This window comes from Sphingobacterium bovisgrunnientis, assembly GCF_009829085.1.
Classification (GTDB): Bacteria; Bacteroidota; Bacteroidia; order Sphingobacteriales; family Sphingobacteriaceae; genus Sphingobacterium; species Sphingobacterium bovisgrunnientis.
In genome coordinates this window covers 169,582-195,385 of record NZ_WUQY01000001.1, presented here as the reverse complement: position 1 = coordinate 195,385, position 25,804 = coordinate 169,582, and the positions used below count along the sequence as shown (strand labels likewise).

Below are 25,804 nucleotides of genomic sequence, written 5' to 3'. Positions count from 1 at the left end.
AGAATTAAGACATATTGATGATAAACATTAGATTTTATGGTCAAAATAGTTGTTGGCACAAGGGTTGATATATACTTATCAAATTTGAACAAATAGTAAACAACAAAATACATAATATGTCTAAAATAATAGGAATCGACTTAGGAACTACGAACTCATGTGTCGCTGTAATGGAGGGTAATGAGCCAGTAGTAATTGCTAACAACGAAGGAAAACGTACTACACCTTCAATCGTAGCATTTGTAGATGGTGGTGAGCGTAAAGTAGGTGATCCTGCAAAACGTCAAGCAATCACAAATCCACACAAAACGATTTATTCTATCAAACGTTTCATGGGAACTTCTTTTGATGAGGCTTCAAAAGAAACATCTCACGTACCTTACAAAGTAGTAAAAGGTGACAACAATACTCCTCGTGTGGAGATCGATGACCGTAAATATACACCTCAAGAAATCTCTGCGATGACACTTCAAAAAATGAAGAAAACTGCAGAAGATTATTTGGGTCAAGAAGTAACACGTGCGGTAATCACTGTACCTGCTTACTTTAATGATGCACAACGTCAAGCAACTAAAGAAGCTGGTGAGATCGCTGGTCTTAAAGTTGAGCGTATTATCAATGAGCCTACAGCTGCAGCTTTAGCTTATGGTCTTGATAAAGCAAACAAAGATATGAAAATCGCAGTTTTTGACTGTGGTGGTGGTACACATGACGTTTCCATCTTAGAATTGGGTGATGGTGTATTCGAAGTAAAATCTACTGACGGTGATACACACTTAGGTGGTGATGACTTTGACAACGCAGTAATCAACTGGTTGAACGATGAGTTCAAAGCGGAAAACAATGGTTTTGATTTGAAAAATGACGCTATGGCGTTACAACGTTTGAAAGAAGCAGCTGAAAAAGCTAAAATCGAGCTTTCAAGCACTACTTCAACAGAAATCAACTTACCATATATTACTGCTGACGCTACAGGTCCTAAGCACTTAGTACGTACATTATCACGTGCTAAATTCGAGTCTTTAGTAGCTGATTTAGTAAAACGTACAATCGATCCTTGTCGTACAGCATTGAAAAATGCAGGTTACACAACAGCTGACATCGATGAAATCATTTTAGTAGGTGGTTCTACACGTATCCCTGCTATCGTTGATGCAGTAAAAGAATTCTTCGGTAAAGAGCCTTCTAAAGGTGTTAACCCGGATGAAGTTGTAGCTTTAGGTGCTGCTATCCAAGGTGGTGTATTGACAGGTGAAGTGAAAGACGTATTGTTATTAGACGTTACGCCTCTTTCTTTAGGTATCGAGACAATGGGTGGTGTATTCACTAAATTGATCGAAGCGAATACTACTATTCCTACTAAGAAATCAGAAGTATTCTCTACAGCATCTGACAACCAACCATCCGTTGAAATTCACGTATTGCAAGGTGAGCGTCCAATGGCTGCAAACAACCGTACTTTAGGTCGTTTCCAATTGGCTGATATCCCTCCTGCTCCTCGTGGTATTCCTCAAATCGAAGTTATATTTGACATCGATGCGAATGGTATCATCAAAGTATCTGCAAAAGATAAAGCAACTGGTAAAGAGCAAAATATTCGTATCGAAGCTTCTTCAGGTTTGTCGGATGAAGAAATCCAAAAAATGAAACAAGAAGCAGAAGCTAACGCTGAAGCGGATAAAAAAATAAAAGAAGAAGCGGATAAAATCAATGCTGCAGATGCTTTAGTATTCTCAACTGAAAAACAATTGAAAGAATACGGCGATAAAATCTCAGCTGATAAAAAAGCGCCTATCGAAGCAGGTTTAGAGAAATTAAAAGCAGCTTATGCAGCACGTAATTTCGAAGACATTGATACAGCTTCAGCTGAATTAAACAATGCTTGGACTGCAGCTTCTGAAGAAATGTATGCAGCTTCACAACAAGGTGGTGCACAACAACCTCAAGGTGACGCTGGTCAATCTTCACAGCAAAAAGGTGGTGATGACGTTCAAGACGTAGAATTCGAAGAGGTTAAATAATCTATTTCACCAATACAAAAAAATCCCCTAAGAAAATTTTCTTAGGGGATTTTTTTGTATTGTAGCAGTCTAAGTATCTCTTCGTTATATTAATATAAACTTACAATTATGAACAAACTCCTTCACTTCCTATTCTTTACACTGATACTAATTGGTTGTTGTAAAGATAAATTGGAGAATCAAAATGATTTTGAAAAAAGCTATGCCACTTTTCAAAAATTTAAAAAGGAAACAAAGAACACCTATACATATAAAACAACTGTACAATCGTATTATGATGGGATTGTTCGCGAGTATACATTTGAAATTGTTGAAGGGGTGGTAACAAAACGATCCTTTATGTTCAAAGAAATTGGCAACAATAAACGTCCAGAAACAGGTTGGACAGAAGAATCAGCAAGATTAGCTTTCCAAGCTACTGATTATACCGATGAGGCGATTGCAAATCTGATTTCTAAATTAGAATGGGTAGAGGAAAAAGACCAATTAGGCACAATGGAAGCCCCCTTAAACATATGGACTTTAGACCAAATTTATGATAAAGCTAAAGAAGAATGGTTGATTAAACGAGCAAATGCACAAATACACTTCGAAACTAATAATAATGGATTAATTTCCTTAGCGGGATATGTACCTAATGGATGTCAAGGTGATTGCTTTACAGGCATTAAAATTACAAAAATAGAAAAGCTCGAAAACTAATAGATTCGAGCTTTCATATTTATCTTTAATATAATCATTTCTTAAGCTTCAACCTTTAATATAAAGGTACTATCATTTAAAGCCAATTTAACACCAATCTCATCAAATTGAATAGAAAATTCGCCTTCTATCTTCTTAGCAATTTCAACAACTTTTATATCGCACAGAGATTCTTGAACATAATTTACAGCTGAAACAAATAATACAGTCGCAATTATAATTCGTCCTAAACGACCAAAAAGTGGATAAAAGTTCATATGGTTTGATTTATTACCCAAATATAAATCATAAAACCTTTATAATTAAAATATTAGATATAAAAGAGTTGTTACAAATCGCTAGCTACTTATCGTACCCATACCACCGTAATATCCCTTTATCAAACACCGTCCAGATACCAGACGGAAGATCGGCCTTTTTGAGTGCAATATTAGTCCAAGTATTGCAAGAATAGAACATACTATAAGAACCCAGTGCTTCATAAAAAGCATCGGTATCACCATATTGGGCATTAGTTTCAATATAGATAGGCTTTTTGTCCTCCTTAGTTTCTAAACTTTCAAGCACATGTTCAATCAGTTTTTGATATTGATCTTTACTAACTTCAATTTTATAACATAACTTATCTTCAACTACGCTGTGATGAAAGGTCACATGCAATGCTGTTTCTCCTATTCCCAATGCAGCAACTAATGCTGTTTTGGCAGTTAGATCTTTCCATTCGGGTGTATTGAGATAGAATCCTTTGTCTCCCCAACCAATTCCAACCCATTTGTAGTTAGTATCTTTACTTTTTGTATCAGAAGTCAGAAATACTTCATTCCAATCAAACAAATCTGTCTGCACGGGGAATACAATATCTGTGTGCACATCATTGGATAGCAAATAGATGTTGTAATGCGTTTCCGTACTAGCAGAAGATTGTGAGTTTGCAGGAATGCGCGACAAGATTGCATCCGCGGCAAAATACAACGCTACAAATAACACCAAAATACCTAAAATATACAGCAGTACCATTTTGAAAAATCTCATAATTTAAGTCATAAAAAAAGTGCAAAAAACTTCTGCACTTTATATAGTATTCAAAACAAATTTTGTTTAGAAAAGTTTTTCAGGATAAGCTCCTTGAGCAATTAATGTCGAAATGCTTTCTTGTACAATCGGTTTGTCTTCCGGATACGTCACACCAAACCATTTAGACGATGTTGGAATAACTTTGAAATCAGCCATTCCATTTTTCACCATATGATCTGGAATTGATGGAATAAAAAATTCTGCTTTGGGATTATCGGCGTTAGCTTCAACAAAAGCTGGAAATAAATCGAGACATACGTCAAAAATTTTAGGCGTAAAACCCCAAAAATTCATTGAAACACGAGTTTTTGGATCCAAATCGTATTCTACATCATTCTCATTAAATACAATTTTACGGTCTTCACCTTCGCCTTTATAATATATATTTGTACGTTCAGTTACAGAGTCCATATTACCCTCTGGACTTACTTCACATACACCACGAGATACATATCCGTAATCAGACATTGTATTTCCTACTTCAAATCCCATTAACGACATATTGCTATCTGAGACATCCGCTGTTAAAAACTTAGCCATTTTCTGAAATGCATCTGTACCGTAGAAATCATCTGCATTAATTACACAGAATGGACCATTAATTTTATCTTTAGCACTCATTACCGCATGTGCTGTACCCCAAGGTTTAGAACGTTCGATGACGCGATCTACGCCAAATTTAGTCAAATCAAAATCTTGAAAAGCGTAATCCACATCTATTTTACCTGCTAATTTAGCATCAAATTTAGCACGCATCATTTCTTCAAATTCCTGACGAATAATAAATACTACTTTTCCGAAACCTGCCTGAATTGCATCGTAAATAGAATAATCGACGATTGTCTCACCGTGTGGCCCGAATCCGTCCACTTGCTTCAATGATCCATAACGACTTGCCATTCCAGCTGCAAGCACTAATAAAGTAGGTTTTTCCATATTGTTTAGTAAATAATTAAATTCCGCAAATATACTATTTCTTTTTAAAGAATGTGTTCAATAATCCTGTTGCCAATTTACCTAAAAGTTTTACACCTTCACGTGCTAATGTTCGACTAGCTTGTGTCTGCGCTGCTTCTAACGGAGATTGTCTTCTCGAGCTTGAAGAACTTGATTTTGAGGATTGTTTTGCTGCCTCTGCTTGAGCTTTTTCACGCGCTTCCACTTGCAAGTCATGTGCTTCTTTTTCTTCTATTATTTCCGCTGCTGTACGTCTTTCGACCCGCTGTTGGTATTTGCTATAGAATTCCGAGGATTGTGTGATTTGATTATATGTTTGTGCTGTACAAGGTCCCATTACAGCTCGTGCAGGTACCAAATGCGTAGCGACCACTTCAGTCGGTATACCTTTATCATTTAACACAGTCACTAACGCTTGCCCAGTACCCAAAGAAGTCAATATTTTGTCAATCTCATAAAATTGAGATGTTGGATAGGTTTTGACAGTTTTTCGCAAATTCTCAGCATCATTAGGTGTAAATGCCCGTAACGCATGTTGAATGCGATTACCCAATTGACTCAAGACACTTTCAGAAACATCTGTAGCGGCTTGTGTACAGAAAAACACACCAACTCCCTTCGATCGAATAAGTCTAATAATTTGTTCTATTTGCGCCAAAAATGCTTTCGGCGCATCAGTAAACAACAAGTGTGCTTCATCTAAAAAGAATACCAACTTAGGTTTATCTAGATCACCTGCCTCGGGTAACTTTTTGAATAACTGTGCTAATAAACTCAATAGAAAAGTCGAATATAAGACGGGTTGATCTTGAATATCAGAAATATTTAATAATGTAATCACACCTTTACCATCTACTCTTCCGAACAAATCTTGAATATCAAATTCTTTTTCTCCAAAAATATGAGCCACGCCTTGTTGTTCTATTGCGACAAGCTTACGTAAAATAGCACCCGAGCTTGCCGAACTTATCTTTCCATAATCATCTTTAATCTCAACGGCTCCTGCACCTTCAGACAAATAAGATAGCAATCGTTTTATATCATCAAAATCAACAATCGGCATATTGTTGTCTTGCGCATATTTAAATATAACGCTTAAGACCCCAGATTGCGTATCGTTCAAATCCAAAATTCGTGCTAACATCACTGGACCAAAATCTTCTACTGTCAAACGCATGGAAGCTCCCAATTTGCCTGTCAGTGAAAATATTTCAATAGGAAAATTTGAGGGTTCGAAAGGAATACCTACAGCATTGCCTCGTTCTATTAGAGCATCATTAGTCTTCCCTGGCTCAGCTAACCCAGACAAATCACCTTTTACATCCAGCATGAAAACAGGGACACCCTTGTCAGACAACTGTTCTGCCATCAATTGTAATGTTCTCGTCTTTCCTGTACCCGTAGCTCCTGCGATCAGACCATGACGATTCATCATCTTTAAGGCCAAATTTACCTTCGCGTCCGTTACCACTTCCCCATTTAGTATTCCAGAGCCTAATTGAATATACTCTCCCTTCGGACTATATGAAGTTGTGATTTTATTGATGAATTCCTGTTTCATTAGTTTAAAAATAAGATTTTCTAATTTAGAAATAAATATACAAATCCCTATGATCAAATTATAACCATCACTTTAACAAGAATTTAATTTCTAAAATTGAAATTATTTGAAATTTTATCTTGTTTTTGTCACAATTTCACAACAAAATTCCTTTTTCACTTGTTTTTTTTGTGAGAAAAGTTATTTTTGTAGGGTATGAAAGGAAAATCTGCAATGTTTGATAAGGGAAAAAGAATCATAGCTGCAAAGCTTTGTTTTTTTGTCTTCTTTACGAAGATGCTTATTTCCGCTACACCCATTTTTAATAATATGCTTGACAAAGGCACGGTTTTACAGGTTGTCCTGCAACTTGAAATAGAACTTGGTGCTAAAAATGCAAACTCAAGCAATGAAGATTTGCATGAGCATTCTATAAAGATTTTTAAACCTGACGCAATAGATTTAAGTTTCAATCCTGCCGTAGAAAATAGTGGCAAGCAAAGAAATTATTTAAGAAACGAAAAATCCATTTGCAGCTTCCATCCAAGAGTTCCGACCCCGCCTCCGAACTGTTAGTTTATTTTTATCGTTTTTATTTGGCTTTGCCAAGGTATTAACCCTTATTAAGACATATTCTTAATGAGATGGCATTTTCAATCTTGATTTTTAATAAATAAACAACAACAATTATCATAAATTATTATGTTTGGAACTCGTGTGTCCGCTTTTCTTAAATTATCGAAAAGGGACTTAAAATATGATTTACCAGCGTCAATAGTCGTATTCTTAGTCGCTTTACCCTTGTGTTTAGGTATTGCTATGGCATCAGGAGCACCATTATTCGCTGGAGTATTAACAGGTGTTATTGGAGGAATAGTGGTAGGTGCTATCTCCGGTTCTCCGTTGAGCGTATCTGGACCTGCTGCAGGATTAACAGTTATTGTTTTTGGAGCAATTCAGAAATTAGGCGCTTACGAAACTTTCTTATTAGCAGTCGTTATTGCTGGTGTGCTTCAATTAATTCTGGGAATTATCAAAGCAGGTATGATTGGAAATTATTTTCCATCATCTGTAATCCTAGGAATGCTTGCAGCAATTGGTATTACGATAATTTTAAAACAATTGCCTTTGGCATTTGGAATGACAGAAGCGCACGCATTTGAATTGGATAACGGAGGCGGCATTGCTGCATATACGGACACCATCTTTTCAAGTGTGAATTGGGGAGCCACAATCATTTGTTTCTTATCGTTGGCAATACTTATATTTTGGCCATCTATTAAATATTTGAACAAAATGCCTGCACCACTTGTGGTGGTATTGTTGGGGGTAGGATTAGGCTTTGCTTTTCAAGGTACCGAAATGGCGTTAATTCCATCGCATTATGTTTCCATACCGGAAGTATCATCTATAGCACAGTTTACACAATTATTTGTTTTCCCAGACTTCACGCAAATTGCAAATAAAGAAGTTTGGATAGTTGCCTTCACTTTGGCAATTATTGCAAGTTTGGAGACATTATTAAGCTTAGAAGCTGTGGATAAGTTGGATCCATTCAAAAGAAATTCGCCAACAAATAGAGAATTAGTTGCTCAAGGAGTAGGTAATATGACTTCTGGTTTTCTAGGTGGTCTTCCAATGACATCCGTTATTGTTCGTTCATCAGCCAATGTAAACTCTGGTGGTCGTACACGTCAATCCGCAATTTTCCATGGTATCTGGTTATTAGTTGCATTGATGGCAATTCCAGCAATTATCAATCTAATTCCATTAGCATGTTTGGCAGCGATTCTTTTGCACACAGGATTCAAACTAGCTAAACCTGCTTTATTTAAACAAATGTTTCGCAAAGGATTAGATCAATTTATTCCATTTGCAACAACTGTTGTAGCGATTGTATTTACAGATTTATTAATGGGTGTAGGTATTGGTATCCTAGTAGCTACATTTTACATCTTGCGTGCAAATATGCAAAACGCCTATAAATTTGAAATCACTGAAGAGCAAACTGCGGTATTAACTTTGGCAGAAGAGGTTTCTTTCTTAAATAAAGTACCAATCCAGCAAAAGCTATATAGCCTACCAAAATACGTTGATAAGGTAATCATCAATGGCGAGAACAGTAAATTTATTGATAAAGATGTATTAGAAGTGTTAAAAGATTTTGAACAGAATGCTATGAGCAAAGGTCTTGAAATCGAGCTGAATGACGTGACATACAAACGCAAGACAGCACGCACCAAACAAAACAAACTACAGAAAATAGTATAATATTTATCAAGCAATAACAAATTAAAAATATATAATGAAGGCACATACTTTAGAAACTCAAGCGACAATTACTCCAGATAAAGCATTTGAAATATTAAAAATTGGTAACGATAGATTTGTTCAAAACTTAAAAGCTAATAGAGACTTGTTATCTCAAGTAAATGATACGAGAGAAGGACAGTGGCCATTTGCCGTAATTTTAAGCTGTATAGATAGTCGTACTTCTGCAGAATTAATATTTGATCAGGGATTAGGAGATATTTTCAGTATTCGTATTGCCGGAAATTTTGTAAATCAAGATATTTTAGGTTCTATGGAATTTGCTTGTAACGTTGCTGGCTCTAAATTAATCGTTGTTTTAGGACACTCGAAATGTGGTGCATTAAAAGGAGGTTTAGATGCGGCTGCAATCCAGCAGACGGAGATGAATAATCTTAGCCATTTAGTTGGTCATTTCAATCCTATCATTGAGAATATTCTTGAGGACGGAGAAGAGCGTTCTTCTAAAAATGAGGATTTGTTGGAAAGATTAAACGTTCAAAACGTAAAACAAACAATGGAAGATATCCGCAATCAAAGTAACACTTTGAATAAAATGGAAAAAGATGGAAAGATCAAAATTATAGGTGCGAACTATAATGTAGAAACTGGTGTGGTAAGCTGGATATAATTTGAACTACACTTTTCAATAGGTTATTCTTTCTGCGCAAAAAATAACTGGAGAAGTAAAATACATCATAAAGCAGTAGTAATTTAATTTTGCTACTGCTTTATTGTTCTAATATACCTTTTACAATGCCTTGTAAATAAATTTCCAAAAACACAAATTATCACATCGAAGATTCGAATTATTAATAATAAATACGGTAATTTGTATATTCAAACAAAAAAAACCTAATAATTATTAAAATGGGTAACAAAGAATTAGAATTAGGATTTAAAAAAATATTACAAGGGAACAAAGAGTGGGTTGATTTCGTAAAACAAGACGAATCAGGCAGATTTCAACAATTAGCAAAAGGTCAAAGTCCAGAAGTATTGTGGATTGGCTGTGCGGATAGTAGAGTTCCGGCAAATGAAATCACAGGTAAAAAACCAGGTGAAGTATTTGTACACCGTAATATTGCAAACATGGTAATCCACTCTGACATGAGTATGTTATCTGTATTGGATTATGCGGTTAATGTATTGAAAGTAAAACACGTAATCATTGCAGGTCACTACGGTTGTGGCGGTGTAGCTGCTTCTTTGAGCCGTCAACAATTTGGTGTAATTGACAACTGGTTGTGCCATATCAAAGACGTTTACCGTTTGCATGCTGCTGAAATTGATGCTATCGAAAATCACGAAGATAAAGTAAATCGTCTTATTGAATTGAATGTTCAGGAGCAAGTTTTCAACCTATGTACAACTTCAATCGTACAAAATGCTTGGAAAGATCGCGACGATTTAGCGGTTCATGGAATGGTTATCAATATTGGTACAGGTGAATTAACTGACTTAGGCTGTACTTTTACAAGCAACGAAGATCTTGGTGAAGTATTCGCTTATAAATAGGAAGCTGAATTTGTATAGCTTAAAAAAGGGTTTGAAAATATGTTCAAACCCTTTTTATATAATTTAGAATTTGGAATTATATTTATTTCTTTTTGTGCCCTGTAACTACAACTTCTTTCACCTTGTCATTTGACATAGTTTTGCTTGAATCTGTATGTGATTTATCGATTTTGAAACCTGTCACTACTACCTCTTTCTGATCATTACCTTTTGTTTGAATGGAAATAACTCCATTTTTTGCTTTATCACCATATAAGGCTGTTGCACTTTGATCCTTTAACACAGAAATTGACTGAATATTATTTACATTTAAAGAATTCAAATCAAAATTACTCTCCATTTCCTTTTCATCAACAATGATCAAAGGCTTATTCGTTTGAAAAGAATTAAAATTTACACGTTTTTCTTTATTAATTAAAGAAGCATCATCTATTGAAATTCCATTAATGACTCCTTTTAGCTCTATTTTAGATTGAGGTTCCTGTTTATAACCTACTACTAAAACTTCATTTTTCTGACGCTCATTTTCAATTTCTCTAGTTATTGCTTCCTTGATTTTAACATTAACTTTCTTTTGGTCGTAATCCTTAGTATTTATCACCACAACCCCATCCTTTCCTTTATCACCATAAATCGCTGTGGCACTTTTATCTTTTAATACCGAAATAGATTCAATGTTATCTGGACTCAAAGATCTTACAATTTCTCCTGTGCTTACTTTACCATCCACTACATAAAGAGGTTTTAAATCTGGATTTGAAAGAATAACAGATGCGCCACTTTTACTTGACGATATAATATCCTTACCTAGATTATCTTTGAAAATTAGCTTTATTGGACTAGAAGTATCTGATTTCATAAAAGTCAAATCAAACTTCTCATTAGTTTGAGCATTTTTCTTATTCTTTGAAGATTCGTAATCATAGAAAGGAGCTAACTTTTTCAAAGCTTCAAAATCAGCAGATTGACCTTTTATTACACGTTTTTTACCATTTTCTTCTACTGTAAAAGTAAGGCCACGTTCATTTCCATCGTTCACCATCTTTTGCAACTGCTCTACGGGATAATTTTTCGCAATCCAATCACGCGAAGTAATCACAAAATATCCTTCTGCGTTTTCTTTGCCTATCTTCTTCCGTATATACTCTTTATCGGTATAAATATCTACTGCATAAATGTCGGATCTAGAGAAATCATAAAATTCATCTAATGACACTAACTTCTCATCAATTTTGAAATAGAGATTCTTACCTCTCAATTCTTCTTTGTTAAAAGTTGAAGGAGCTAACGGATAATCCGCATTATAAATTTGTTGACTTGTGTCAACGGATATAATATCCGTACCAATCGTATTCTTTAACAATTCACCAACTTCACCCTTTAATTTCACATTCAAAGGTTCAGATATTACAGTAGTTTGTTGTGATTTCTCAACTATTTTCTCAATATTATTTTCGGCTTTACTTACTGTAAAAGACATTCCCGCGATCAGAAAAACTGGCAGTAAGAAAGCATACTTGCTCAATTCCAATTTGGAAGAGCGCTTTTTGTTCATCATCATAATGCGCTTTTTTAGGGTTTTAAAATTAAAATGATTACTCATGCCCACCGCAACACCTTGTCGCGTGACATGCAATAGAGAATATTGATAGGTTTGCTTGTCCACGCCCTTATTCAGCACCTGTTGATCGGTCAGGAATTCTAAATTTTGACGTACGGCTTTGCGCATTAACCATACGAAGGGATTGTACCAACAAACCACCAATATGATTTCGAACAACAAAATATCTACCGTGTGATGGCCTCTCACATGTACAATTTCGTGCGCGAAAATATCCTGCAATTCAGTTTCCTGATGTTGCTCTTTGTGTATATATATTTTATTGAAAAAGGAAAAAGGAACTATTGGAAAAACTACATTGCGAAAGAAATAGGATTGCCAAGAAGAATTTTTGGAATGTAAGTGAATTCGCAACAAACTAAATAGCTGCATTAGCAATTTAAATACAAATAACACCGCCAAAATAACTACAACCGTGATAATGACATCCAACAATGTAATTTGACTAGTACTAGTAGCTGACATATCGAATGTCGGCATTAATTCTGGTGGTAGCACAGTTTGCATAACTTCGTTTCTCGTAAACCAAGATTTAATATCGATAAACGGGTACGCAAATGCATACAGACTCCCTAAGACAAAGTACCCCCTATTCAACGCGTAAAAAGTCAAACCCTTCAATAAGAAATAATAACCCAAAAAGATTAACGCTAAAAGAAGGTTTACTTGAAGTATGTAGGTTAGTTGATTTTCCATCTCTTTAAGATTTATTGTCCTTAATCATGTTGAGAATTTCTTTCAATTCACTTTCGCTTAGCTTCTCTTCCTTGATAAAGAATGAAACCATTTCTTTGTACGAGTTTTTGAAATAATCGCCCACGAATGAATTCATAAATTTAGCGCGGTAATCCTCCAATGAAATAAGTGGCTCATAACGTTTGGCATTTGCGTATTTAACAGCCTTTACATAGCCTTTACGTTCTAAGTTTTTGACTGTAGAAGCAAGTGTAGTGTACGGCACTTGTTCTTCTGGCTTCATATTATCTAATATTTCTTTCACAAAACCACCATTCAATTGCCAAATGGATAACATTGCCTCTTCTTCTTGTATCGTTAATTTCTCTAAGTTCATATCGTCATGATTATATTTCACAACACTAATCTACGAACATTTCGTAGAATAACAAATTTTTCGTAAAATATTTAACACTTTTTGACGGAAATAGATAATCAGATAGTTAATGAATTATTTAGTTTACGATTTATGACTGATAAATGTCATTTAAACTTGTTTTAAGTTTAGTTTTTCTTGTTGAATTTTATACTTTTGTGTATATACAAGAAATTTGATTATGTCGGAAACAGCATCTATTACTTTAAATGGCAAGACGATCGAGTTGTCTGTAATCACAGGAACGGAGAACGAGAAAGCTATTGATATTTCAAAATTAAGAGACCAATCAGGATATATTACTTTAGACCCAGGATTCAAAAATACAGGCGCTACTAAAAGTGCAATTACATTTTTGGATGGCGAAAAAGGTATTCTTAAATACCGTGGATATAAAATTGAAGAATTAGCAGAAAAATCCACTTTCTTAGAAGTTGCTTACTTATTGATATACGGCGAATTACCATCTAGAAAAGTTTTAGAAAAATTCAGATCTGATATCAAAGGGAAAATGTTGGTACACGAAGATATGAAAAATTTCTTCGCTGGTTTTCCATCGAAATCCCACCCTATGGGTCAACTTTCATGTTTAGTTGGTGCTTTATCGGCATTCTATCCAGAATCATTAAATCCAAATCAAAACGAAGAAGAAGAATACGAAACGATCGTAAACTTGTTGGGTAAAATGCCAACAATCGTTTCTTGGATTCAAAAGAAATCATTAGGTCATCCAGTTGTATATCCTAAAAAAGATTTAGGTTATATCGACAACTTCATGAACATGATCTTTGGTGAAGTGAACTGCGATAAAATCTTTGATGATGCAGTACTTGACGCTATGCGCGTTTTATTAATCTTACACGCAGACCACGAGCAAAACTGTTCTACATCGACAGTACGTATCGTAGGTTCTTCTAATGCGAATTTATACGCTTCTATTTCGGCAGGTATCAATGCTTTATGGGGACCACTTCACGGTGGAGCTAACCAAGCAGTAATTGAGATGTTGGAAGACATCAAAAACGATGGTGGCGATGTAAAAAAATATTTAGACAAAGCGAAAGACAAAAACGATCCTTTCCGTTTGATGGGATTCGGTCACCGCGTATACAAAAACTTCGATCCTCGTGCTAAAATCATCAAGAAAGCAGCAGATGATGTATTGGAGAAATTAGGTATCAATGATCCTGTATTGGATATCGCAAAAGGTCTTGAAAAAGCAGCTTTAGAAGATCAATATTTCATTGACAGAAAATTATATCCAAATGTTGACTTCTACTCGGGTATTATCTACCGCGCGTTAGGTTTTAACTCGGAAATGTTCACTGTATTATTTGCATTAGGTCGTCTTCCAGGATGGATCGCACAATGGAAAGAAATGCGTGACAACAAAGAGCCTATCGGTCGTCCGCGTCAAGTATACACAGGTGATGTAGATAGCGTTTATATCGATTTAGAAAAGAGATAATTTTCAATAATAATTATTGAAAAGGCAGAATGTAACGTTCTGCCTTTTTAGTTATATCCCATTTTCGTTTGTTATGAAATCAATGTTAAGCCTATTAACTGTTATAATATTCATAGGATGTACTTCATCTTCCCCTTATAAAAAAGAGGCTATCGCATTGAACAACAAAGCTACACAGCTATTTCTTACCAACCCTGATAGCGCTTTAATCTTATTCGATGAAGCAATTGCCCTAGATTCGTCCTATCATTTACCTATTCAAAATAAAGCTAATCTTCTGATCGATCAACGCAGATATGAAGAGGCAAAAGTAGCAGTAGACGAATTATTAGCTAAGAAAGAATACCCAGAAGCTCTACAAATGAAAGGAATGCTACTAGAGAAATTAGGTGATGATACTGAAGAAGCACAACTTACTTACAAAAAAGCTCTTACTAGACATCAAAACCATATCGGTACACTTCCTGAAAATAAAATTGCCGCCGAAAACATGTCAATAGCACTAACATATTTTCTATTAGGTGACACCACTCAAGCCAAAAAACTTATTCTTGAAAATAATGTTAATGTAAGAAATGTGGGAATAGGTGATTCCATTCTGAAATACATCGATAACAGACGACGAATAATTGATATTATAATAAAGTAATTATTCTTCGTTTTCCCACCATTCACTCGCTTTCAAATCATCGATTTCACGTCGATCACGTTTTGTAGGTCTACCTGTTCCACGATCACGTTTTAGAATCGGAGCCTGGAACATTGATTTATAACTATGTGTTTCTTCCACAGGCGTACGATCTTCATAAAATTGCACAGCAGTTTTTGCATCCACCCGTCGCTCTAAAAGTCCAACTACATAGATAAGTTTACGTTCGATACCTTTCTGTACAGCATATGTATCTCCCACCTTCACAACGTATGAAGGCTTTATATTCTGTCCATTCAATTTGACACGTCCAGCTTTGCAGGCTTCGGTTGCTAAACTACGCGTCTTGAAAACTCGAATAGCCCATAAATATTTGTCAATACGTAATTTTTCAGATTCATTTGCCATGCCCAAAAATACTACATTCTTTCAAAATAATGACCTTAATTGGCTATTCATTTCGAGAAAAATGAGCATATTTGTAGTTAGTATTTAGTGATTTATAAAAGAAAAAATGGAAATTCAAAAACTTCAAAAATTAATCGAAGAAGCTTGGGAAGATAGACAATTATTAGGCAATAAAGAATATTTTGAGGCTGTACAGACTATCATTATGAAACTGGATATTGGTGAATTGCGTGTAGCAGAACCAATTGGCAACCGTTGGCATGTAAATGATTGGATCAAGAAAGCTGTAATTCTTTATTTCCCAATTCGAGATATGAAAGTCATTGAAAACACGCCTTTTGTGTATCACGATAAAATGAAATTAAAAACTAACTACAAAGAATTAGGTGTACGTGTTGTACCTGGCGCTTCTGCACGTTATGGTGCTTATTTAGCTAAAGGTGTAATCATGATGCCTTCATACGTAAATATCGGTGCATTCGTTGATGAAGGTACTATGGTGGACACTTGGGCTACTGTAGGTTCATGTGCGCAAATTGGTAAAAATGTGCATTTATCTGGTGGTGTAGGTATCGGTGGTGTATTAGAGCCTGTACAAGCTGCTCCAGTGATTATCGAAGACAACGTATTCGTCGGTTCTCGTGCAATCGTCGTAGAAGGTATTCGCGTAGAAACAGAAGCTGTATTGGGAGCTAATGTAGTTTTGACTGCGTCAACAAAAATTATCGATGTTTCAGGTCCAGAACCAGTAGAATACAAAGGCTATGTTCCTGCGCGTTCGGTTGTAATACCAGGCTCATATACGAAGAAATTCCCTGCGGGGGAATACCAAGTGCCTTGTGCTTTAATCATTGGTCAACGTAAAGAATCTACAGATAAGAAAACATCATTGAATGATGCATTGCGCGAGCACAACGTAGCTGTTTAATCTAATTTCAACATGGCCAGTACATTTGTAGATAGAGAGGATATCAATCAAGCATTAGAGACATTGAAAAACGGTGGTCTCATTTTGTACCCAACGGATACGATTTGGGGTATAGGTTGTGATGCGACGAATCCAGAAGCGGTAGAGAAAGTATTTGCCTTGAAAGGAAGAGATAAAAGCAAAAGTATGTTGATTCTTCTGCATAATGACAATCAATTGGCAAGTTATGTACGCGAAATTCCAGAAGTTGCTTATGAATTGATAGAAGTTACGGAAAGACCATTAACTATTATTTATTCTGGGGCTAAAAATTTGGCAGAAAATGCTATTGCTGAAGATGGTACCATAGGTATTCGCGTTGTTAATCATCCTTTTTGTCAACAATTATTGCAACGGTTTAGAAAACCTATTATTTCCACATCAGCAAATATTAGTGGTCAATCATCTGCTGGTAATTTTGATGAAATCTCTGATGAAATCAAAGATGGTGTTGATTATATCGTTAAGTTTGGTCAACATGATACCTCTAAAGGGAAACCTTCACTAATAATGAAATTAGATCCTTCTGGAAAATTTGAATTTATACGTAAATAATAACTCTATGAAAAAGTTAATTACACTGTGTGTGTCTTTGATGGCGATGACTGCTATAGCTTTTGCCCAACAAGACATTAAGCCTGCAAAAGTAGGTGTTCAATACGGAAAAGCTATCACGAGCAAAGATGCTATTTCTGTAGCAAAACTTGAAAGCACTTTAAAAACCAAAAAACAATATTCAGGTAAAATAGAGGGTGAAGTAGTCGGAGTATGCAAAAAGAAAGGTTGTTTCTTAACCTTGAAACGTGCTGGAGAGGTTGATCCTATCAATGTACGTTTCACGGATTACGGTTATTTTGTTCCTGCTGATCTTATTGGCAAAACTGTTGTAGTTGAAGGAAAAGCAAAAGTAAAGGAGCTTTCTGTAAAGCAATTGCAACACAATGCAGAAGATGAAGGCAAAACCAAAGAAGAAATTGCTAAAATTACACAATCCAAAACAGATATTAGCATCGTAGCAGATGGTGTTTTGGTTGTAAAATAGTATTTTATACCACATTGAGGAAAGGCTGTAGTGAATATTACAGCCTTTTTTATATTTTTACAAAGTATGAATAAGCTGAAGACCTCTCCTTGTCAATCTATCAATATTAAAGGCACGTTGATGACATTTGAAAAGCCCTTAATCATGGGAATTTTGAATGTTACACCTGATTCATTTTTTGATGGGGGGATGCATAATTCACTAGAAAATGCGTTAAAACGCACAGTACAAATGATAGCGGATGGTGTAGACATAATTGACATTGGTGCTTATTCTTCACGGCCAGGTGCGCCACTTATATCTTCACAAGAAGAAATAGATAGAGCGATCCCGATTATCGAAGCCATTACTGAGAAATTCCCAGAGATTCCACTATCAATTGATACGTTTCGTGCTGATGTGGCAAAAGCTGCAATTCAAGCTGGCGCACATATTATCAACGATATTTCAGGAGGAATTTTGGATGATGATATGTTTGCAACTGTTGCAGAATTGCAAATACCTTATATATTGATGCACATGCGTGGCACACCAGAAACTATGCAACAACTCACGGATTACGACGATATCGTGAATGATGTGGCTGTGGATTTGGGTACTAGAATCGCCAAATTACGAGAATTGGGCGTTAAAGATATTATTCTGGATCCTGGATTTGGCTTCGCCAAAACGATTGAACAGAATTACGAATTACTGTTGCGTGTCAATGAATTACATTATCATGGGCTACCGATTTTGGGAGGTATCTCCCGCAAATCCATGATTTATAAAAAACTTGGTATCAATCCACAAGAATCTCTAAATGCAACTACTGCATTGAATACTATTTTACTCGAAAGAGGTGTACAAATCCTACGTGTGCATGATGTGAAAGAAGCAAAACAACTGATACATTTATTATACTAAACCTATCTATAATGACGAAAAACAAAGATACAATCACCATAGGATTTGCTTTATTTGCGATGTTTTTTGGGGCAGGAAATCTCCTTCTTCCTCCATTCATCGGCCTGCAAGTCGGTCATCACACGCTCATAACTATTATCGCATTCGGATTAACGGGAATTATATTACCTTTTTTAGGCATTCTTTCTATTGTAAAGTCAGGGAATACCATATACGATTTGGGAAATCGCATACACCCTTTGCTTGCTTCGATTCTTGGAACAATCATTATGCTGTGCATCGGTCCGCTGATTGCTATACCGCGCACTGGAGCGACAACATTTGAAATTGGAATAGCTCCAAATTTCCCTACTTTCAGTCCAATCCTTTTTTCTGTTATATTTTTTGGAATCACTTGGGCTTTGAGCATATCGCCCTCAAAAGTGGTAGATATTATCGGCAATATACTCACTCCCTTATTGTTGGTTCTTCTTTTTGCATTGATCTTAATAGGGATAATAAATCCTGCTGGAGATTTTGCATCGACAACATTAAGTACTACGGAGTCATTTAAATTCGGATTTACCGAAGGCTATCAAACTGTAGATATGCTAGCATCCTTAGTATTTGCTGGAATAATTATCGCAGCAGCGCAAGCAAGAGGCTATACTAAAATGAGTGACAAAAGTTCAGTTGTGATTTCTTCGGGCATTATATCATCAGTTTGTTTGATATTTATTTATGGAGGACTTGTATATTTAGGAGCAACTTCAGGTATCGAAGACAAAGGAATCAGCCGCTCGGCATTGCTTATTCATATTGCTAAAAGTACTTTAGGAGACTATGGTATGGTTGGTATCGGAATTTGTATTGCGTTAGCATGTTTGACTACCTCAATCGCCTTGACTTCTGCTGTAGGTTCCTTTTTCTCCGAATTGACAGGTGGAAAATTAAGTTATAAATTATTAGTAACCGTTTGTTCTGTTTTCTCGGCACTATTGGCTATTCTAGGGGTCGATAAAATCATTCAATTTGCCTACCCACCATTGGCCTTCGTATATCCTATAGCCATCACGTTGGTTCTTTACATAATTATTTTTGGCGGATTTATTAAAAGTAAAGCTCCATATATAGGTGCTTTAATCGCTTCTACAATTGTCGCATTCTTTAGTTTAGGAATTATGCTGAATTGGTGGAATGCTGATTTGTACAAATTACTACCTTTTGCTGGAGTGGATTTAGGCTGGGTTGTTCCATCAGCTATTGGATTCTTAATCGGATTAATAATTAGTAAAAATCAAAGCAAATCCTCTGTTTAATTTTTGTATCATACATATTACTTTTCATAACGGTTACTTTATTCTCCTAAAAGTATATAGAGAAAATAACCGTTATGAACAGATTAAACACCTTATCCACAATATGTGGATTACTTACATTGATAATCATAAGCTGCGGACCAACTGCAACATTCGACGATCCCCAACCTATTGACCTGAAAAATGAAAATAGCTTTGATAAAAAGTATTTAGGTACTTATCAATCTTCCGATTCTGCGACAACTTTATTTATAACAGATCAATTAATAACACAATCTTACAGCCATTACATCGAGACATTACTAGACTCTTTAGACACTATATATCAATTGTCAGCTGACACGTTGATAAATAGTAAATCTAAAAGTAGAGAAATTGTACTCCGAACAGATGGTTCCATTATTCAAAAATATCAGAACCTTGATACTCTATTCGAATTTAAAGAAGGTCATGTTTTGAAAAAATACAAAGGACATTATTTTCTCAATAGGCAAGATAAGAATGATAAGAAATGGAGCGTTGGAAAGTTGACTTTAGAAAAAGACATACTCACATTATCCTATATTTCAGGTAAAGAAGATATTGATTTATTGAATGAAATAACTAGAACACCTGAAGATACTTCAAAAAGTACCATAAATTACGATATAAACAAAAAGCAATTCAAAAAATTTCTTAATTCGGATGGATTTAGGAATATTGATACGTTTGTTCGAGTAAAAGACTAAACTAAAAAGAGCAAAGACATTACGATCTTTGCTCTTTGTTCTATTATACTTAATCCAAAGATTATCGCACTGAACTTCCTACTGTAATACCTGATGTCGGATTTACAAAGTCTAATCTGCCATCTGCATCTTCAGCCATCAAGATCATACCTTGCGATTGAATACCTTTGATTTCACGAGGTTCTAAGTTTACTAAAATAGAAACTTGTTTTCCAACGATATCCTCAGGCGCAAAAAACTCAGCAATACCCGAAACGACAGTACGTTGGTCGATACCTGTATCAATTTTTAATTTCAATAATTTCTTCGTTTTAGCTACTTTCTCTGCTTCTAAGATTGTTCCGATACGGATATCCATTTTCATGAAATCATCGAAAGAGATATTTGGTTTTGCTGGCGCTACAGTTGTATTTGCCAAAGCATTGCTCGCTTTTGATTCAGCCAATTTTTGCAATTGTGCTTCTACTTCAGCGTCCGTAATTTTATCAAACAACATTTGAACTTCACCCAACTGTTTATCTGTTGCAATAAGATCAGCTGTTCCTGCTTTATCCCAATTTTGTTGAGGTAAGTCTAACATTTCAAATAAAGTAGTTGAAGTTTTTGGCAAGAAAGGTTGACCCAAAATAGCCAAGTTAGCTACGATTTGTGTCGCTACATTCAATACCGTTTTGACGCGATCTTCATCTGTTTTGAAAACTTTCCAAGGCTCTTCATCGGCTAAATATTTATTCCCTAAACGTGCCGCATTCATAAAATGTGCTAACGCCTCACGGAATCGGTAATTTCCAAGAGATTGCTCGATCAATCCAGGATATTTTTTCAGTTCTTCAAAAACAGCGTTATCTGTCTCATTGAATTCAGAACCCTTCAATACTTTACCGTCAAAATATTTGTGCGAAAGCACCATCACACGGTTTACAAAATTTCCCAAAATTGCAACCAACTCATTGTTTATACGTGCTTGGAAATCTTTCCACGTAAATTCAGAATCCGATGTTTCTGGAAGGATCGAAGTCAACACATAACGTAATTCGTCTTGCTTATCTGGAAATTCTTCCAAATACTCGTGTAACCAAACTGCGTGATTACGTGAAGTCGAGAGTTTATCGCCTTCTAAATTCAAAAACTCATTAGCTGGTACATTTTCTGGCAAGATATATTCGCCGTGTGCATGCAGGATCGCAGGGAAAATAATGCAGTGAAATACAATATTATCTTTTCCAATGAAGTGAATCAACGTAGATTCATCTTCAGAATTCTCTTGCTTCTTCCAATAGTCTTCCCAATTCTTACCGTGGTCAATAGCCCATTGTTTTGTCGCTGAAATATACCCGATAGGTGCATCCAACCACACATACAATTTCTTACCCGTCGCTTCTTCCAAAGGAACATCCACTCCCCAATCCAAATCACGTGTCATTGAGCGTGGTTGCAAACCCGATTTCAACCAAGAAGAACATTGACCAAATACATTCGATTTCAGTTCATTCCTTTTACCTTCAATCAACCATTCTTCCAACCAAGGTTGGTATTTATCCAATGGCAAGTACCAGTGTTTGGTTTCTCTAAGAATCGGAGTTTTACCGCTTAAAGTTGATTTTGGATTAATCAAATCCGTTGGACTCAACGATGTACCACATTTCTCACATTGGTCACCATAAGCGCCTTCATTTTGACAATGTGGACAAGTACCTGTAATATATCTATCGGCTAAGAATTGGTGAAATTCCTCGTCGTAATATTGCTCTGAAAATTTCTCAATGAACTCTCCTTTTTCGTACAAATTCAAGAAAAATTCTTGGGATAATTCGTGATGGATTGGCTCTGAAGTACGGTGATAAATATCGAATGAAATACCAAATTCTTCAAAAGATTCTTTGATCTGCTTATTATATTTATCAATAACTTCTTTTGGCGTAACACCTTCTTTTTTTGCTCGTATCGTAATAGCTGCGCCATGCTCGTCTGAACCACACACATATACCACATCTTTATTGTTCAGACGCAAAAAGCGCACAAAAATATCGCCCGGAATATATGCTCCAGCCAAGTGACCAATATGCAATGGACCATTCGCATAGGGCAAAGCCGAAGTAATCGTATAACGTTTTTTAGTCAAATTGCTCAATATATCGTATTTTTAAGGTGAAACTTTTTGAAAAAATTAGAGTACAAAGATAATTCAATTTGTCCTTAATAAATAAGCCTTACTCAAAATATTCAAAAAATCGATAAGAAATATTTATATTGAAAAAAATCACAATAACACATTGAATATGAATACTCCTCCCTTCTTAACTAAAGGAGATAAAATAGCCATTATTTGTCCTGCAAGTTATATCAGTGCAGATTTGACAGAAGCCTATTCCATATTGAAAAATTGGGAATTAGAGCTAATAATATATCCTTCTGTCACCTCTCAATACAATCAATTTGCGGGCACAGATGAATTACGAGCACAAGACTTTCAAGATGCGTTAGACAATCCCGAAATCAAAGCGATAATCGCGGGTCGTGGTGGCTACGGCTGCGTACGGATCATTGACAAGATTGACTTTACGTGCTTCCAAAAAAATCCAAAGTGGATTATTGGATTTAGCGATATAACGGCAATTCACAGCCATATTCAAAATCAATTTCAAATCCCGACCATCCATGGTCAAATGGTAAAATCATTTTTGGATGCTAGTAAAGAATCAATGGATACTTTGTACAATGCGCTTTTTGGTGGAAATATAGACATTATCTATACGTATAACGAATATCCAAATCGTCCAGGAACTGCGCAAGGCATTTTAACAGGTGGAAATTTAGCATTGTTGCACAGTGTTCTAGCTTCCAATTCTGATGTGAATTATGATGGTAAGATCCTATTCATAGAGGATGTTGGTGAATCGCATTATAATATTGATCGAATGTTGTGGACATTGAAACGAGCGGGTAAATTGGACAAGCTTCAGGCTTTAATTGTTGGCGGCTTTACCGAACTTAAAGACTCAGAACCTGCTTTCGGTCAGCGATATGAAGATATAATAATGGATAAGGTACAAGAGTTCGATTATCCAGTTGCTTTTGGATTTCCTGCTGGACATATAGAAGATAACCGCGCCTTAGTGTTCGGCAAAGAAGTTTTATTAACAATCAATGAAAATCATATAAACCTTAAATACACGAACTAATTATGAGTCGATCAACAACACACATCCGAAAAGATGTAGGACTATTACTAATAAGGCTTGCCATAGGAGGCTCGATGTTAGCCTTTCATGGTATTCCGAAATTAATGAAAGGTCCTGAAAATTGGGAAAAAATAGGTTCTGCTATGCACAAAATAGGTATAACATTCATGACTTCATTTTGGGGATTTTCGGCGACTATGGCCGAATGTATTGGCTCTGCATTAATTATTATAGGTTTATTCACTCGTCCAACAGCATTAGTATTGGCTTTCACCATGTTGATTGCTTTCATTACGCACTTAGCAAATGGCGATGGAATTATTAAATCATCCCACCCCTTGGAGTTGATGTTTATTTTTATCGCACTAGCGATTGCAGGAGCAGGAAAATACAGTTTAGATAAAAAGTAAACATATTTTGTCATTTTAATTTGAGTTTTTTGATAACTCAAAAAACTCAAATTAAATTTTTATTAAGTCTTTCGAGCTTTTCAATATTGAATATTAAAAATCCATTTTCTTACGGATAAAAAAGTTAAAGAAATCAGCATTATATAATAATTTTTGCAAAAATAATAGAGGTTAATTCCGACCTATATGAACTCCCTACCTTAGTACCATAAATTCACAAATTATGATAATGGAGCGCATAGAAATAGGGAATGAAGCCATAAAATTAGCAATAAGCCAGATTGAAAAACAAGCACAAAAGGTTTATTGGAATTTGAGTAATGACGAACTGACGCAGCAAACGTTAGAGTTAAATCAAGGAAAGCAAAATGATTTAGGAGCCTTATGTGTAGAGACAGGGAAATTCACTGGGCGATCACCAAAAGATAAATTCATTGTTAAAGATGACTTGACTTCAGAAAGCATCGATTGGGGTGATGTAAACATTCCAATTACAGAAGAAATTTTTGACAATTTATTTCAAAAAATGACTTCCTTTCTTGCTAAAAAAAATATTTGGGCTAGAAAATGTCATGCTGGAGCTGATCCACGCTACAAAATAAATGTTACCGTAATTAATACGCTTCCTTGGGCGAATCTATTCTGCAACAATCTTTTCATAACTCCAAGCTCAGAAGAATTAGCCCGTTTTGAACACGAATGGTTGATTCTTCAAATACCAGAATTCGAAGCTAATCCTGCTATGGATGGTACACGTTCATCAAATTTTACCATCGTAAATTTCACCAAAAAAGTGATTTTAATAGGAGGTTCTGCTTACACAGGAGAAATGAAAAAAGGAATATTTTCTGTCCTAAATTTTATACTTCCTCATGAACACGGTGTATTACCTATGCATTGCTCTGCAAACGAAGGTAAAGACGGTGATGTGTCGCTTTTCTTTGGTCTAAGTGGTACTGGTAAAACTACGCTTTCGGCAGATGCCAATCGTTCATTGATTGGTGATGATGAACACGGCTGGGCTGATAATTCGGTTTTCAATTTTGAAGGTGGATGCTATGCAAAAGTAGTAGATTTAAGTGCTGAAAAAGAACCAGAGATTTATGGAGCAATAAAAGAAGGTGCATTATTAGAGAATGTTACTTTCTTCGAAAACTCGAATGTAGTTGACTTTTCAAATACCAAACTTACTGAAAACACACGCGTAGCCTATCCTATTGATTATATCCCCAATGCAAAGCAACCATCATTAGGTGCTATTCCTAAAAATATATTTTTCTTGACTTGCGATGCATTCGGAATTCTTCCTCCGATTTCAAAATTAACAAAAGCACAAGCCATGTATCACTTCATTTCGGGTTATACGGCTAAAGTAGCTGGAACAGAAGTGGGTATTACAGAACCGCAGACTACATTCTCAGCATGTTTCGGGCGCGTTTTTTTACCGTTGCATCCCACACAATACGCTGAATTATTAGGCAAAAAATTAGAACAACATCCTGAAGTAAATGTATGGTTAATCAATACAGGATGGACTGGTGGAAAATACGGTGAAGGAAAACGCATGAACCTGAAATACACACGTGCCATGATAAATGCGGCAATGCGTGGTGATATGGACAATGTAGAATATGTACCACACGTGATATTTGGAGTATTGAAACCCCAATCTTGTCCTGGTGTTCCACCGGAGGTGTTAAATCCAAGAACAACTTGGGCTGATGTAGAGGCATATGACAAACAAGCATTAGCATTAGCTAATTTATTTGTGAATAACTTTAAGCAATACGAGGATCAAGCAAGCGAAGAAATATTATCCGCAGCACCGAAAACTGCATTATAAATAGGAAAGGATGTACGTCACGTACATCCTTTCCTGTTTTACTATGTAA

25 protein-coding genes are annotated in these 25,804 nt (G+C 35.7%); 17 read left to right on the top strand and 8 right to left on the bottom strand.

Features of this window, described 5'->3' with window-relative positions; all coding sequences use genetic code 11:
• Window positions 1–116 precede the first annotated feature (116 nt).
• Window positions 117–2,021: a molecular chaperone DnaK gene (gene dnaK / locus GOQ16_RS00690; protein ID WP_160066920.1), complete on the top strand. Its 1,905-nt coding sequence runs from the start codon at window positions 117–119 to the stop codon at window positions 2,019–2,021.
• 108 nt (window positions 2,022–2,129) lie between these two features.
• The gene (locus GOQ16_RS00685) at window positions 2,130–2,723 is read left to right on the top strand and encodes a hypothetical protein (protein ID WP_160066918.1); all 594 of its coding nucleotides are present in this window, start codon (window positions 2,130–2,132) and stop codon (window positions 2,721–2,723) included.
• A gap of 41 nt (window positions 2,724–2,764) precedes the next feature.
• On the opposite strand, the gene GOQ16_RS00680 is transcribed toward GOQ16_RS00685, so the two are convergent.
• The 4 genes from GOQ16_RS00680 to GOQ16_RS00665 form a co-directional block, all read right to left on the bottom strand.
• A complete protein-coding gene (locus GOQ16_RS00680; protein WP_160066916.1) occupies window positions 2,765–2,980 on the bottom strand; it encodes a hypothetical protein in 216 nt (71 codons plus the stop codon).
• An 85-nt stretch (window positions 2,981–3,065) separates the two neighbouring features.
• Entirely contained in the window at window positions 3,066–3,755 is a 690-nt protein-coding gene (locus GOQ16_RS00675) for a TIGR02117 family protein (protein WP_160066914.1), read from the bottom strand.
• Between the two features lie 66 nt (window positions 3,756–3,821).
• Window positions 3,822–4,733, bottom strand: a complete 912-nt coding sequence (locus tag GOQ16_RS00670) for a nucleotidyltransferase family protein (protein ID WP_160066912.1) — start codon at window positions 4,731–4,733, stop codon at window positions 3,822–3,824.
• 34 nt (window positions 4,734–4,767) lie between these two features.
• Window positions 4,768–6,315 (bottom strand): helicase HerA-like domain-containing protein, encoded by a 1,548-nt coding sequence (locus tag GOQ16_RS00665; RefSeq protein WP_160066910.1) that lies wholly within the window; start codon window positions 6,313–6,315, stop codon window positions 4,768–4,770.
• Between the two features lie 195 nt (window positions 6,316–6,510).
• Here GOQ16_RS00665 and GOQ16_RS00660 point away from each other — a divergent pair, with 195 nt between their 5' ends.
• The 4 genes from GOQ16_RS00660 to GOQ16_RS00645 all read left to right on the top strand — a co-directional run bounded on the left by GOQ16_RS00660 (window position 6,511) and on the right by GOQ16_RS00645 (window position 10,122).
• Window positions 6,511–6,870 carry a hypothetical protein gene (locus GOQ16_RS00660; RefSeq protein WP_223225190.1) on the top strand — a complete coding sequence of 120 codons (360 nt, stop codon included), beginning with the start codon at window positions 6,511–6,513 and terminating at the stop codon, window positions 6,868–6,870.
• Window positions 6,871–6,996: 126 nt separating this feature from the next.
• Window positions 6,997–8,565, top strand: coding sequence for a SulP family inorganic anion transporter (locus tag GOQ16_RS00655; RefSeq protein WP_160066908.1), 1,569 nt, complete (start codon window positions 6,997–6,999; stop codon window positions 8,563–8,565).
• A gap of 34 nt (window positions 8,566–8,599) precedes the next feature.
• Complete coding sequence (locus tag GOQ16_RS00650; RefSeq protein WP_160066906.1) at window positions 8,600–9,235, top strand: carbonic anhydrase family protein; 636 nt, start codon at window positions 8,600–8,602, stop codon at window positions 9,233–9,235.
• Window positions 9,236–9,474: 239 nt separating this feature from the next.
• Window positions 9,475–10,122 (top strand): carbonic anhydrase, encoded by a 648-nt coding sequence (locus GOQ16_RS00645; protein WP_149913899.1) that lies wholly within the window; start codon window positions 9,475–9,477, stop codon window positions 10,120–10,122.
• An 82-nt stretch (window positions 10,123–10,204) separates the two neighbouring features.
• On the opposite strand, the gene GOQ16_RS00640 is transcribed toward GOQ16_RS00645, so the two are convergent.
• Window positions 10,205–12,439, bottom strand: coding sequence for a M56 family metallopeptidase (locus GOQ16_RS00640; protein WP_160066904.1), 2,235 nt, complete (start codon window positions 12,437–12,439; stop codon window positions 10,205–10,207).
• Window positions 12,440–12,443: 4 nt separating this feature from the next.
• Window positions 12,444–12,815, bottom strand: coding sequence for a BlaI/MecI/CopY family transcriptional regulator (locus tag GOQ16_RS00635; RefSeq protein ID WP_149913897.1), 372 nt, complete (start codon window positions 12,813–12,815; stop codon window positions 12,444–12,446).
• Window positions 12,816–13,035: 220 nt separating this feature from the next.
• Between GOQ16_RS00635 and GOQ16_RS00630 the strand changes: the two genes are divergently transcribed.
• Window positions 13,036–14,322, top strand: coding sequence for a citrate synthase (locus GOQ16_RS00630; RefSeq protein WP_160066902.1), 1,287 nt, complete (start codon window positions 13,036–13,038; stop codon window positions 14,320–14,322).
• An 82-nt stretch (window positions 14,323–14,404) separates the two neighbouring features.
• Complete coding sequence (locus GOQ16_RS00625) at window positions 14,405–14,971, top strand: hypothetical protein (protein WP_160066900.1); 567 nt, start codon at window positions 14,405–14,407, stop codon at window positions 14,969–14,971.
• Here GOQ16_RS00625 and GOQ16_RS00620 read toward each other — a convergent pair whose 3' ends face one another.
• Window positions 14,972–15,379 carry an RNA-binding S4 domain-containing protein gene (locus GOQ16_RS00620; protein WP_149913894.1) on the bottom strand — a complete coding sequence of 136 codons (408 nt, stop codon included), beginning with the start codon at window positions 15,377–15,379 and terminating at the stop codon, window positions 14,972–14,974.
• Between the two features lie 106 nt (window positions 15,380–15,485).
• On the opposite strand from GOQ16_RS00620, the gene GOQ16_RS00615 reads away from it, so the two are divergent.
• The 6 genes from GOQ16_RS00615 (at window position 15,486) to GOQ16_RS00590 (ending at window position 20,320) form a co-directional block, all read left to right on the top strand.
• Entirely contained in the window at window positions 15,486–16,307 is an 822-nt protein-coding gene (locus GOQ16_RS00615) for a 2,3,4,5-tetrahydropyridine-2,6-dicarboxylate N-succinyltransferase (RefSeq protein WP_149913893.1), read from the top strand.
• A 12-nt stretch (window positions 16,308–16,319) separates the two neighbouring features.
• Complete coding sequence (locus GOQ16_RS00610; RefSeq protein WP_160066898.1) at window positions 16,320–16,901, top strand: L-threonylcarbamoyladenylate synthase; 582 nt, start codon at window positions 16,320–16,322, stop codon at window positions 16,899–16,901.
• Window positions 16,902–16,908: 7 nt separating this feature from the next.
• Complete coding sequence (locus GOQ16_RS00605) at window positions 16,909–17,388, top strand: DUF4920 domain-containing protein (RefSeq protein ID WP_160066896.1); 480 nt, start codon at window positions 16,909–16,911, stop codon at window positions 17,386–17,388.
• A gap of 66 nt (window positions 17,389–17,454) precedes the next feature.
• Window positions 17,455–18,294, top strand: a complete 840-nt coding sequence (folP, locus tag GOQ16_RS00600; protein ID WP_160066894.1) for a dihydropteroate synthase — start codon at window positions 17,455–17,457, stop codon at window positions 18,292–18,294.
• An 11-nt stretch (window positions 18,295–18,305) separates the two neighbouring features.
• Entirely contained in the window at window positions 18,306–19,592 is a 1,287-nt protein-coding gene (gene brnQ / locus GOQ16_RS00595) for a branched-chain amino acid transport system II carrier protein (RefSeq protein WP_160066892.1), read from the top strand.
• A 74-nt stretch (window positions 19,593–19,666) separates the two neighbouring features.
• Window positions 19,667–20,320, top strand: a complete 654-nt coding sequence (locus GOQ16_RS00590) for a hypothetical protein (protein WP_160066890.1) — start codon at window positions 19,667–19,669, stop codon at window positions 20,318–20,320.
• A 61-nt stretch (window positions 20,321–20,381) separates the two neighbouring features.
• Here GOQ16_RS00590 and metG read toward each other — a convergent pair whose 3' ends face one another.
• Complete coding sequence (gene metG, locus GOQ16_RS00585; protein WP_160066888.1) at window positions 20,382–22,451, bottom strand: methionine--tRNA ligase; 2,070 nt, start codon at window positions 22,449–22,451, stop codon at window positions 20,382–20,384.
• Window positions 22,452–22,599: 148 nt separating this feature from the next.
• Here metG and GOQ16_RS00580 point away from each other — a divergent pair, with 148 nt between their 5' ends.
• The 3 genes from GOQ16_RS00580 (at window position 22,600) to pckA (ending at window position 25,755) form a co-directional block, all read left to right on the top strand.
• Complete coding sequence (locus tag GOQ16_RS00580) at window positions 22,600–23,502, top strand: S66 peptidase family protein (RefSeq protein ID WP_160066886.1); 903 nt, start codon at window positions 22,600–22,602, stop codon at window positions 23,500–23,502.
• Window positions 23,503–23,504: 2 nt separating this feature from the next.
• The gene (locus GOQ16_RS00575; protein ID WP_160066884.1) at window positions 23,505–23,912 is read left to right on the top strand and encodes a DoxX family protein; all 408 of its coding nucleotides are present in this window, start codon (window positions 23,505–23,507) and stop codon (window positions 23,910–23,912) included.
• A 229-nt stretch (window positions 23,913–24,141) separates the two neighbouring features.
• Window positions 24,142–25,755 (top strand): phosphoenolpyruvate carboxykinase (ATP), encoded by a 1,614-nt coding sequence (gene pckA, locus GOQ16_RS00570; RefSeq protein WP_160066882.1) that lies wholly within the window; start codon window positions 24,142–24,144, stop codon window positions 25,753–25,755.
• The last annotated feature ends 49 nt before the right edge of the window (window positions 25,756–25,804 follow it).

Excerpts from the sequence above, each read along its gene's own strand:
- GOQ16_RS00680 (WP_160066916.1), bottom strand. The coding sequence starts at position 2,980 with ATGAACTTTTATCCACTTTTTGGTCGTTTAGGACGAATTATAATTGCG.
- brnQ (WP_160066892.1), top strand. The coding sequence starts at position 18,306 with ATGACGAAAAACAAAGATACAATCACCATAGGATTTGCTTTATTTGCG.
- GOQ16_RS00640 (WP_160066904.1), bottom strand. The coding sequence starts at position 12,439 with ATGGAAAATCAACTAACCTACATACTTCAAGTAAACCTTCTTTTAGCG.
- GOQ16_RS00675 (WP_160066914.1), bottom strand. The coding sequence starts at position 3,755 with ATGAGATTTTTCAAAATGGTACTGCTGTATATTTTAGGTATTTTGGTG.
- pckA (WP_160066882.1), top strand. The coding sequence starts at position 24,142 with ATGGAGCGCATAGAAATAGGGAATGAAGCCATAAAATTAGCAATAAGC.
- GOQ16_RS00665 (WP_160066910.1), bottom strand. The coding sequence starts at position 6,315 with ATGAAACAGGAATTCATCAATAAAATCACAACTTCATATAGTCCGAAG.
- GOQ16_RS00620 (WP_149913894.1), bottom strand. The coding sequence starts at position 15,379 with ATGGCAAATGAATCTGAAAAATTACGTATTGACAAATATTTATGGGCT.
- folP (WP_160066894.1), top strand. The coding sequence starts at position 17,455 with ATGAATAAGCTGAAGACCTCTCCTTGTCAATCTATCAATATTAAAGGC.
- GOQ16_RS00630 (WP_160066902.1), top strand. The coding sequence starts at position 13,036 with ATGTCGGAAACAGCATCTATTACTTTAAATGGCAAGACGATCGAGTTG.
- GOQ16_RS00610 (WP_160066898.1), top strand. The coding sequence starts at position 16,320 with ATGGCCAGTACATTTGTAGATAGAGAGGATATCAATCAAGCATTAGAG.
- GOQ16_RS00685 (WP_160066918.1), top strand. The coding sequence starts at position 2,130 with ATGAACAAACTCCTTCACTTCCTATTCTTTACACTGATACTAATTGGT.
- GOQ16_RS00575 (WP_160066884.1), top strand. The coding sequence starts at position 23,505 with ATGAGTCGATCAACAACACACATCCGAAAAGATGTAGGACTATTACTA.
- GOQ16_RS00670 (WP_160066912.1), bottom strand. The coding sequence starts at position 4,733 with ATGGAAAAACCTACTTTATTAGTGCTTGCAGCTGGAATGGCAAGTCGT.
- GOQ16_RS00625 (WP_160066900.1), top strand. The coding sequence starts at position 14,405 with ATGTTAAGCCTATTAACTGTTATAATATTCATAGGATGTACTTCATCT.
- GOQ16_RS00590 (WP_160066890.1), top strand. The coding sequence starts at position 19,667 with ATGAACAGATTAAACACCTTATCCACAATATGTGGATTACTTACATTG.
- GOQ16_RS00635 (WP_149913897.1), bottom strand. The coding sequence starts at position 12,815 with ATGAACTTAGAGAAATTAACGATACAAGAAGAAGAGGCAATGTTATCC.
- GOQ16_RS00645 (WP_149913899.1), top strand. The coding sequence starts at position 9,475 with ATGGGTAACAAAGAATTAGAATTAGGATTTAAAAAAATATTACAAGGG.
- GOQ16_RS00655 (WP_160066908.1), top strand. The coding sequence starts at position 6,997 with ATGTTTGGAACTCGTGTGTCCGCTTTTCTTAAATTATCGAAAAGGGAC.
- GOQ16_RS00615 (WP_149913893.1), top strand. The coding sequence starts at position 15,486 with ATGGAAATTCAAAAACTTCAAAAATTAATCGAAGAAGCTTGGGAAGAT.
- GOQ16_RS00580 (WP_160066886.1), top strand. The coding sequence starts at position 22,600 with ATGAATACTCCTCCCTTCTTAACTAAAGGAGATAAAATAGCCATTATT.
- dnaK (WP_160066920.1), top strand. The coding sequence starts at position 117 with ATGTCTAAAATAATAGGAATCGACTTAGGAACTACGAACTCATGTGTC.
- GOQ16_RS00660 (WP_223225190.1), top strand. The coding sequence starts at position 6,511 with ATGAAAGGAAAATCTGCAATGTTTGATAAGGGAAAAAGAATCATAGCT.
- GOQ16_RS00650 (WP_160066906.1), top strand. The coding sequence starts at position 8,600 with ATGAAGGCACATACTTTAGAAACTCAAGCGACAATTACTCCAGATAAA.
- GOQ16_RS00605 (WP_160066896.1), top strand. The coding sequence starts at position 16,909 with ATGAAAAAGTTAATTACACTGTGTGTGTCTTTGATGGCGATGACTGCT.